Source organism: Hydrogenophaga sp. Root209 (genome assembly GCF_001428625.1).
Lineage (GTDB): Bacteria > Pseudomonadota > Gammaproteobacteria > Burkholderiales > Burkholderiaceae_C > Hydrogenophaga.
In genome coordinates this window covers 42,540-52,500 of the sequence record NZ_LMIE01000005.1, presented here as the reverse complement: position 1 = coordinate 52,500, position 9,961 = coordinate 42,540, and the positions used below count along the sequence as shown (strand labels likewise).

General features: G+C 66.1%; 7 protein-coding genes and 1 rRNA gene (1 of these 8 running past the window's edge). 6 read left to right on the top strand and 2 right to left on the bottom strand.

Going from position 1 to position 9,961, the window contains the following annotated elements; genetic code table 11:
* Positions 1 to 11 (bottom strand): 16S ribosomal RNA (locus ASE11_RS05460); it reaches 1,518 nt to the left of the window's first position.
* 556 nt (positions 12 to 567) lie between these two features.
* Between ASE11_RS05460 and ASE11_RS05455 the strand changes: the two genes are divergently transcribed.
* A complete protein-coding gene (locus ASE11_RS05455) occupies positions 568 to 2,472 on the top strand; it encodes an ATP-binding cassette domain-containing protein (protein ID WP_056267541.1) in 1,905 nt (634 codons plus the stop codon).
* Positions 2,473 to 2,520: 48 nt separating this feature from the next.
* Positions 2,521 to 4,731, top strand: a complete 2,211-nt coding sequence (locus ASE11_RS05450) for an ATP-binding protein (RefSeq protein ID WP_082585550.1) — start codon at positions 2,521 to 2,523, stop codon at positions 4,729 to 4,731.
* Between the two features lie 98 nt (positions 4,732 to 4,829).
* On the opposite strand, the gene ASE11_RS05445 is transcribed toward ASE11_RS05450, so the two are convergent.
* Positions 4,830 to 6,317: a PLP-dependent aminotransferase family protein gene (locus tag ASE11_RS05445; RefSeq protein ID WP_082585549.1), complete on the bottom strand. Its 1,488-nt coding sequence runs from the start codon at positions 6,315 to 6,317 to the stop codon at positions 4,830 to 4,832.
* 145 nt (positions 6,318 to 6,462) lie between these two features.
* Here ASE11_RS05445 and ASE11_RS05440 point away from each other — a divergent pair, with 145 nt between their 5' ends.
* From ASE11_RS05440 to ASE11_RS05425, 4 genes are read left to right on the top strand one after another with little or no spacing between them, the layout of a single operon-like run.
* Positions 6,463 to 7,077 (top strand): LysE family translocator, encoded by a 615-nt coding sequence (locus ASE11_RS05440; RefSeq protein ID WP_056267534.1) that lies wholly within the window; start codon positions 6,463 to 6,465, stop codon positions 7,075 to 7,077.
* A complete protein-coding gene (locus ASE11_RS05435) occupies positions 7,074 to 8,018 on the top strand; it encodes a DMT family transporter (RefSeq protein WP_056267530.1) in 945 nt (314 codons plus the stop codon). The genes ASE11_RS05440 and ASE11_RS05435 overlap by 4 nt, the downstream gene beginning before the upstream one ends.
* A 23-nt stretch (positions 8,019 to 8,041) precedes the next feature.
* The gene (locus tag ASE11_RS05430) at positions 8,042 to 9,331 is read left to right on the top strand and encodes a PLP-dependent aminotransferase family protein (RefSeq protein ID WP_082585548.1); all 1,290 of its coding nucleotides are present in this window, start codon (positions 8,042 to 8,044) and stop codon (positions 9,329 to 9,331) included.
* Between the two features lie 2 nt (positions 9,332 to 9,333).
* Positions 9,334 to 9,948 carry a glutathione S-transferase N-terminal domain-containing protein gene (locus ASE11_RS05425; protein WP_056267526.1) on the top strand — a complete coding sequence of 205 codons (615 nt, stop codon included), beginning with the start codon at positions 9,334 to 9,336 and terminating at the stop codon, positions 9,946 to 9,948.
* Positions 9,949 to 9,961 lie beyond the last annotated feature (13 nt).

Genomic DNA, 9,961 nt, shown 5'->3' with positions numbered 1-9,961 from the left:
CTCTTTAGTTCGATCTTGAAAATTACTCATAAAAACGGAATTGAAGTGAACTTCACTTCTATTCTCATGAGCGTTTAAAGTCCTGCGACTTGGACTCTTTCGAGTCCGCTTCGCAATCGCCTTCAAACGCCCACGCTTATCGGCTGTATATTTTTAATGATCTCTGCAAACTCACCGGCCTTCACCGACTTCGTCTGCCTGCTTAGCTGCGATCAGCTGAGCCTCGTATTATGACACAGTTTTTAGAGCGTTGTCAAAAAAATCTGATTTTTATTTGATCTTTTCGCGCCGCCTTGGCTGCGTCTCCACTGTCTTCTTTGGCCTCCCGGTGGGCGGCTGCTGTGTTCAGCGGAGCCTTGCAGTATATGCCAGATTTTGAGCTCTCGTCAAACCGGTTGAAAAAGTTTTTTGATGTCATGCGACAGAGCACGGCTTAGCACAAGGTGGCGCATACGATGCCTGCTCTATATGGAAAGGCTCTGCGGTCCACCGGATCCCTATAGGCAGGCTGCAAGCGCGCACATAGAGCGACAGGGATAATCGCGGCTCTTTTGTTTCGGGCTTTGCATGGCACTCATCACCCTTCAGAACGCACAGTTGGCCTACGGCCATGTGGCGCTCCTCGATCACACCGACTTTGCGCTGGAGACCCAGGAGAGAGTAGGCCTGATCGGACGCAACGGAACCGGCAAGTCATCCCTGCTCAAGATTCTTGCTTCCCTGGAGAAGCCCGATGACGGAACACTGCAAGTGCAGACCGGCTTGCGCATTGCCTATGTTCCGCAGGAGCCCATTCTTGATCTGCAGTCCACTGTGTTTGAGGCGGCCAGCGTGGGCCTGGCGGACGCGCGGGCGGCGCGGGATCTGTATTTGAGCGGGGCAGAGGGACTCGACCTCGACGCATTGCAAAACCGCATCGAGGCGCTGGATGCCTGGAATTGGGAACAGCGGGTGGAGGAAACACTGCATCGTCTGCACCTGGACGGCGCGGTGAAGGTGGGGGAGCTCTCGGGCGGCAACAAGAAGCGCGTGGCGCTGGCACAAGCGCTGGTGAGCCGCCCTGATGTGCTGCTGCTCGACGAGCCGACCAACCATCTGGATCTGGACAGCATCACCTGGCTGGAAGACCTGATGCTGGAATACAAGGGCAGTCTGGTCACGATCAGCCACGACCGGGCATTTCTTGACCGCGTGGCCACCCGCATGGTGGAACTGGACCGCGGGCGGCTGCTGAGCTATCCGGGCAACTTTGCGCAGTACCAGATCCTGAAGGAAGAGCAGATGGCGCAAGAGGCGGTGATCAGCGCGCGCGCCGACAAGCTGCTGGCCCAGGAAGAAGTGTGGATCCGCAAGGGCGTGGAGGCGCGCCGTACGCGGGCACAAGGTCGCATCACACGATTGGAGCGTTTGCGCGAGCAGCGTGCGCAGCGTCGCGACGCACTGGGCAGCGTGAAGCTGGAAGTGGCCAGCGGCAGTTCCAGCGGCAAGATCGTCGCCGAACTGGAGAAAGTGACGCAATCGTTCCCGACCGCTGGCGGTGGATTGCGCACGGTCATTCGAGATTTTTCCGCGACTATCCTGCGTGGCGACAAGATCGGCTTGATCGGCCCCAATGGCGCAGGCAAGACCACTTTGTTGAAGATCATCCTGGGTGACCTGGTGCCCACCGGTGGCTCGGTGCGCCAAGGCAGCAAGGTCAGTGTGGCGTATTTCGATCAGATGCGCGATCAACTGGACCTGGACGCCACGCTGGAGGATTTCATCAGCCCGGGCAGTGAGTGGATCGAGATCGGCAACAAGCGCACGCACGTCAAGAGCTACCTGAGTGATTTCCTGTTTTCACCGGCACGCGCCAATGCGCCGGTGCGCACGCTCTCGGGGGGCGAGCGCAACCGCTTGCTACTGGCGCGGCTGTTTGCGCGCCCGGCCAACGTTCTGGTGCTCGACGAGCCGACCAACGATCTGGACATCGACACGCTGGAGTTGCTCGAAGACCTGCTCCAACAATATGAAGGCACGGTGTTCCTGGTGAGCCACGACCGCCGGTTCCTGGACAACGTGGTGACGAGCACGCTGGTGTTCGAAGGCGATGGCCGCTGGCGCGAGTACGTGGGCGACGTGCAGGACTGGCTCACGCAGTCGGCCCGCTCGGAAGCCCTGCAGCGCGAGCGCGACGCCCAGACGGCTGCGCCCACGGTCAAGGCAACGCCTGCTGCGGCGCCGGCGAGCCCTCCGGGCGCCACGGCCAACAAGAAGAAGCTCAGCTACAAGGAACAGCGCGAGTTCGACGCCCTGCCGGAGCGCATCGCTGCGCTGGAGGCTGAGCAGGCGAGCGTCGACAACGAACTGGGTGGTGGTCAACTATTCAACACCGATCCGACGCGGGCGGCTCAACTTGGCGCACGCCATGCCGATATCGAGGCTGAATGGCTTCGGGCAATGGAGCGCTGGGAGGTGCTTGGCGGAAGCTGATGCACCTGTCGGTGTGAGCGGAAGCTGCGCACAACCTCACAATGGCTCATGACACCTGACCGCCTGGCTATGGACCTGCAGCGCACGCTCAACGAGCTTGCGCAGGAGAAGGCGCGTACGCAGCAGCTGTTGTCCGAAGTCGAGCATCAAAACCGGGAACTCGACCGGCTGCGCAGTTCGGTTCATCGCGAGTCCAACAGCCGCCTGCTGGCCGAAGAAGCGCTGGACGAGACGCGCGACCGGCTGCAAATGGCGGTGGACGCCGCGGGCTTGGCCTTGTGGGATTGGCAATTGCCATCGCGGCAAATGTTCCTCACGGCGCGCTGGGGTGAGCTGATCGGTGACATCGGCAGGGACGCCTACTGGGAGGTGGCAGAGTTGAAGTCGCGCTTGCATCCCGAAGACGCACGCCTGCTGCAGACCGCGATGACTGCCTTGCTGGAAGGCCGCGAACAGCGGGCCGTGGTGCAGCACCGGGTGCGCACTTCCACCGGATGGCTCTGGGTTGAGACCCACGGCATGGTGGCCGAGCACGACGCCCGGGGCATGCCCCTTCGGCTCATGGGCACGCTGGCCGACATCGGTGAGCGAAAGCGCATCGAACAGGACGGCGCACAGGCCAGAGAGATGGCCGAGCAGGCCAGCCAGGCCAAGAGCGAGTTCCTGGCCAACATCAGCCACGAGGTGCGCACTCCGCTCAACGCACTGATGGGTCTCACGCGCATGCTCATGGACTCACCGCTGAATGCGGAACAGGCGAACTGGCTCTCGCTCATGGACAGTTCGGCGCGCGCCCTTCTGGCCTTGCTCAACGACATCCTGGATCTCTCTCGCATCGAGGCGGGCAAGCTGGACATCGAACACACGCGTTTCGACCTTCATCGCGCGCTGCGGGATGCGTCGGGGCCGCACGCCGAGCAGGCTCGGGCCAAACCCCTGACCTTCCAGCTTGTGCTGCATCCGGACCTGCCGCAGTGGGTGCAGGGAGACCCGGGGCGGCTGGGACAGGTGGTCGGCAACCTGCTGTCCAACGCGATCAAGTTCACGCCGCGCAACGGCCGCATCGACGTGACCGTGTCCAGTCCCGAGGCGGCTGGCTCACGTCCGCGCGAACTGCAGCTGAAGGTGCAGGACAGCGGGGTGGGCATCGGGCGCAAGCAGCAGGCCACGATTTTCGAAGCGTTCACCCAGGCCGATGCATCCACCGCGCGCCGGCACGGCGGCAGCGGTCTGGGACTGGCCATTTGCGCGCGCCTGGCCAGCCTGATGGGCGGCCGGATCGACCTGCAGAGCGAACTGGGCCAGGGCAGCACCTTCACGCTCACGTTGCCCCTGCAGGAATCCCCCACGGTGAATGAAGGGGCCCTCAGCGCTCCCATGGAGCTGCTGGAAATCGCCGACGCCGGCCCGCGCTACGCCGGCATGGTGGTGTTGCTGGCCGAAGACCACCCGGTCAACGAAATGATGCTGCGACAGCTGCTGCTGCGCCTGGGTTGCATCGTGCGCGTGGCGCGTGGTGGAGCGCAGGCCGTGGCGCAGTGGGAGCAAGGCGGTGTCGACATGGTGTTGATGGACGTGCAGATGCCGGGCATGAGCGGCCTGCAGGCCACGCAGATGATCCGCGAGGCAGAAAGCAAGCGGCGCCTCAAGCGCACCCCGATCGTGGCGGTGACGGCCAACGCCATGCCGGGTGATCGCCAGGCCTGCCTCACCGCGGGCATGGACGGCTACACGCCCAAGCCCGTCAGCCCGCAAGCCTTGATGCAGGAAATGGATCGGGTGCTGGCGTTGCTGGCATCCGGACCCGTGCCCGCCATTGCGCCCAGCGCACTCCCCCCTCCCGCTGCCCCTGTCAAGCGCCCGGCCGCTTCCCCCGATGCGCTGGATGTGGACAAGCTGCGCAGACGCCTGGACGGCGACGAGGAAACCCTGCGACAGCTGGCGCTGGCCATGCGCAGCGATCTGGTCTCCAGACTGACCGACATGCAGCGCGCTTTCGAGGTCAAGGACGCCGCCGCCGCAGTGGCGCATGCCCATGGGCTCAAGGGCTCGCTGGGCAGCATGACGGCCGAGCGCGGCGCGCGACTGGCCAAGGGCTTGGAACTGGCTGCACGGGGGGGCGACTGGGGCTTGTTTGGTCGCGCCTTGCCGCTGATGCGAACCGAAGCGCGCCAGATTGACCGGATCCTCGCCCGCATCCTCGACGCCAGCGGCAGCGACCTGTTCGGCAGCACCGAACCTCCGGCCACGGTGTACTGAGGTCCTGGGGCCCCCACGCTCCCCCGCTGCGCGTGGTCCGCTGYCCCCCGAGGGGGCTGARCCTGCCTTGGGGCGGCCCGGCGGCTGGTCTGTTACCCCTACGCTCCCCCGCTGCGCGTGGTCCGCTGCCCCCCGAGGGGGCTGAGCCTGCCTTGGGGCGGCCCGGCGGCTGGCTCATTGGCGTCCCGGGTCAGGCGGCTGAACACACGCCAGAATGCGGCGTCCTGCGTGGTGGCGAAGTTGATGCGCATCAGCGTGCTCGGCGCGCGCGCGGCGTGGAACAGGGCGCCGGGCGCGATCAGGTAGCCCTCATCCAGCATGCGCTGAGCCAGCGCGTCGGTGTCCACCCCCGTGTCGACCCAGCCAAACAGACCCACCGGCTCGGCCGCGAACGTGCAACCCGCCGCCAGCGCCAGTTTCACGCTGCGCGCGCGCGCCGCATCGAGCCGGGTGCGGATGCGCTCGGCGTGCCGGCGCAACTGGCCTTGTTCGATGCACAGCGCCAGTGCTTTCTCCAGCAGCGCGGGCGTGGTGAGCGTGCTCAGCAGTTTGGTGTCGAGCAAGGGCTCCACCAGGTCGGGCGGGGCGGCCAGATAGCCGATGCGCCAGTTGGGCGCCAGGATCTTGGCGAAGCCGCTCACGTAGATCGTGCGTTGCAGGCCGTCGAGCGCACTCAGCCGCGTGGCGTGCTCGGGCGCGATGTGGCTGTAGGTATCGTCCTCGACGATGTGGAAGTTGTGCTGGTTGGCGAGTTGCAGCAGACGGTGCGCGCTGCCGGGCGAGAGGCAGTAGCCCGTGGGATTGTGGAACACGCTCACGCTCACGTACAGCTTGGGCTTGTGCACCTCGCAATACTTCGCCATCACCTCCAGGTCGGGCCCGTCAGCACGCCGGGGCACCGGCAGGATGCGCATGCCCAGCGCGGCCAGGCGCGCAAACTCCACCGCCCAGCCCGGCTCCTCCACCATCACCGGATCGCCAGCGCGCAGCAGCGTGCGACTCACGATGTCGAGTGCGTGCGTGGCGCCCACGGTGGTGATGATGTGATCGGGCTCGGTGTGAATGCTCAGCGTGCCGAGTTTTTGCGCCAGCACCCGGCGCAGGCCGCCGTCGCCCAGCGGTTCACCGTACTGGAGCGAGAAGTCCTGCAGCGCGCGCGTGCTCGTGACCTTGCGCACCGCCGCCGGCATGAAGGTGGATTCCAGCCAGTCCGGCGGGAACACGCCCATGCCGGGGTGCGGTTTGTTGCTGACCTTGTGAAACATGCCGCGGATCAATGCCGTGGCGTTGATGGGCGAGGCACCGGTGCGAGCCGCGGCCTTGGCCTCGGGCGCCGCCACATCGCCGCGCGCGGTGGGCATCTCGCGCACGAAAAAGCCCCGGTTCTTGCGCGCCTGAACCAGGCCCTGGGCGAGCAGTTGGTCGTACGCCGAGACCACGGTGGCCGTGCTCACCCCGTGCTGCTCCGCGCACTGACGAACCGAGGGCAGGCGCGCACCAGGCGCCAGCAGGCGGCTGCGAATGCGGTCGGCAAAGCGCACGGCAAGTTGCTCGGTCAGGGACTGTGCGGAGGTCTTCATCAGCATGGGGAACGCATCCTTCCTGGCGGGTCTGTACTGTCGAGGCGACCAATACAGATATCCAACTGCGCTGGCCAACTGTATTGGTTGTGTATTGGCGCAAAGATTACATTGATCTTCCCGAACCGACAAGTTCCACACCCCTCTCTCCATGAGCGCCACCGAGTTGACTGCCCTGCTCCTGTTCTGCACAGCGATGAGTTTTTCGCCTGGGCCGAACACCACGCTGTCCACCGCACTCGCGGCCAACCTCGGTCTGCGGCGCGCGCTGCGCTTTTGCTTCGCCGTGCCCACCGGCTGGACGCTGCTCATGCTGGCCTGCGGCCTTGGGCTGGGCGCGCTGGTGATGGGCGTGCCCGCGCTGCGCTGGGGCGTGAAGCTGCTGGGCGTGGTGTACATGCTGTGGCTGGCCTGGAAGCTGGCGGGTGCGGCCAAGCTGTCCGACGTGGACGCGTCGCGCCTCAACGTCACGTTCCTGCAAGGGGTGGGCCTGCAGTTCCTCAATATCAAGGCCTGGATGCTGGCGCTCACGCTCACCGCAGGCTGGGTCGTCAACGCCAGCGGGCAACCCGCCAGCAATCCGGGTGAACGTCTGGCCATCATCTGCGGAGTGATGGTGTTCTTTGCCTTCATCAGCAACTTCACCTATGCAGTGGCCGGCTCGCTGCTGCGCCAGTGGCTCACGCAAGGGCGGCGACTGGTCTGGTTCAACCGGGTGCTGGCTGCTGTGCTGGTGGCCACGGCCCTCTGGATGCTCACGGTATGACCACACAAACCCTCACCACCCCGCGCTGGATCGACCAGCCCGCCAACCAGGGCCTGCTGCTTGGCCTGCTGGGCGTGACCATCTTCGCGCTCACGCTGCCCATGACGCGGCTGGCCGTGGGCACGGTGGACGCGCCGCAGATGTCGGGCATATTCGTGGCGCTCGGCCGCGCGGTCGTCGCCGCACTGCTGTCCGTTGCGCTCCTGGTCGCCACGCGCGCACCCCTGCCTCGGCGCACAGACCTGCTGCCCTTGGCCATCACCGCAGCCGGCGTGGTGTTTGGCTTTCCGCTCTTCACATCGGTGGCCATGCGTTACGTGGAAGCGGTGCACGCCAGCGTCATCGTCGGCGTGCTGCCGCTGGCCACGGCGGCGGTGGGCGCGCTGCTGCACCGCCAGCGCCCATCCACCGGCTTCTGGGTGTGCGCGGCGCTGGGCAGCGCGCTCGTGGTGGGCTTTGCGGTGCTGCGTTCGGGCAGCGCGGGCCTGTCCATCCACCCGGCCGACGCACTGCTGCTCGCGGCCATGCTGTGCGCCGCCGTGGGCTACGGTTTTGGTGCGCGCCTGTCGCAACACATGCGCGCCGAGCACGTGATCTGCTGGGCGCTGGTGATCGCGCTGCCGGTCACCCTGCCCCTGGCCGCGTTCACCCGCCCGCAGGCCGCGGTGCAAGCCTCGGCCTGGTGGGGCTTCGCCTACACCGCCGTGTTTTCGATGTGGCTTGGTTTTTTTGCCTGGTACCGTGGCCTGGCGCTCGGCGGCACGGTGCGCGTGAGCCAGGTGCAGCTGGTGCAGCCCTTCCTGGGCATGCTGTTTGCGGTGCCGCTGCTGGGCGAGCGGCTGGACGCGGTCACGCTGGGTTTTGCCGCGGCTGTGATCGCCACCGTCTTCATTGGCAAGAGAATGCCGGTACACGCCACAGCGCCCAACAAACGGAATTGAACGGAATAGAACGGAGAAAAGCCATGAAGCCCAACGACCTGCCCACCACCCCGGCCACAGCCACGCCCTGGACACTGGCGCGCCGCGCCGAGCGCATGAACCCGTCGGTCATTCGCGAGCTGCTCAAGCTCACCGAGCGCCCGGGCATCATCAGCTTCGCCGGCGGCCTGCCCTCGCCCGACACCTTCCCCATCGAGGCCATGCGTGAAGCCTGCGACCACGTGCTGCGCGAGGACGGCCGCAGCGCGCTGCAGTACGCCGCCAGCGAGGGCTACGGCCCGCTGCGCGAGTGGGTCGCGGCCAGCCTGCCCTGGGCGGTGGACCCGGCCCAGGTGCTCATCACCACCGGCAGCCAGCAAGGCCTGGACCTGGTGGCCAAGGTGCTGATCGACAGCGGCAGCCGCGTGCTGGTGGAAACACCCACCTACCTGGGCGCCCTGCAGGCGTTCGCGCCCATGGAGCCGCAGATCGAAGGCGTGGCCAGCGACGCCGAAGGCGTGGATGTGGATGCGCTGCTGCAGCAATTGGGCGCTGGCGACGACCAGCCCGAGAGCATGGAGCGTCGCCGCCTCCTCACGCTCGACCTTGACCCGGCCAGCAGCCCGCAGGCCGCACCGCGTTTTCTCTATGTGTTGCCCAACTTCCAGAACCCGACCGGCCGCAGCATGGGCCTGGCCCGGCGCCAGGCACTCGTCGCCGCAGCGGCACGCGTGGGCCTGCCGCTGGTGGAAGACAACCCCTACGGCGACCTGTGGTTCGATCAGGCTCCGCCCACGCCGCTGACCGCGCTCAACCCCGAGGGCTGCATCTATCTGGGCTCGTTCTCCAAGATCCTCGCCCCCGGTCTGCGGCTGGGTTTCATGGTGGCGCCCGCGAGCATCTACCCCAAGCTGCTGCAGGCCAAACAGGCGGCCGACCTGCACAGCCCCAGCTTCAACCAGCGCGTGGTGGCCGAGGTGCTCAAGGACGGTTTTCTGGATCGTCATGTGCCGACCATCCGCGCGCTCTACAAGCGCCAGTGCCAGGCGATGCTGGCCGCGCTGGATGCCGAGATGACGGGCTTGGACGTGCAATGGAACGAGCCCGACGGCGGTATGTTCCTCTGGGTGCGTTTGCCCGAGGGCATGAACGCTGTGGAGTTGTTGCCCCGGGCGGTGGAGCACGGTGTGGCCTTCGTGCCCGGCAGCGCCTTCTACGCCGATCACGCCGACCCACGCACCCTGCGCCTGAGCTTCGTCACGGCCAGCGTCGAGCAGATCGCGGTCGGCATCGGGGCGCTGGCCAAAGCCATCCGCGAGCAACAAGGGGCCTGAGCATGCTGCACCTGTGGGGCCGCCGGAGTTCGATCAACGTGCGCAAGGTCGTTCTGTGCGCGCAGGTGCTCAAGATCGACCTGCCGCGAACCGACGCGGGGCTCACCCACGGCGTGGTGAACACCCCCGACTACCGCGCGAACAACCCCAATGGCTTGGTACCGCTGCTGAGGGACGGCGACTTCACGCTGTGGGAATCGAATGCCATCGTGCGCTACCTCTGTGCACGCGAGGGCAATCTCTACCCATCAGACCTGCACCAACGCTTCAACGCCGAGCGCTGGATGGACTGGCAACAGACCACGCTCAACCCGGCGGGCAGCCCGGGCTTCAAACAATGGATACGCACCGCACCCGAACAGCGCAACGCCGAGGTGATCGCGCAATCCGTCGCAGCCACCGAACCGCTGTTTGCGATGCTCGACGAACACCTGTCGCGCCAGGCTTTCATGGCGGGCGATGCGCTCACCATGGCCGACATCCCGATCGCCTGCGAAGTGCACCGCTGGTGGGGCCTGCCGCAGCCGCGCCCCGCCTGGCCCCACCTCGAACGCTGGTACGCCGGCTGGCTGGCCCTGCCCGCAAGCCGGGGTGTGCTCGACCTGCCTTTGTCCTGAACCGGAACCCCCC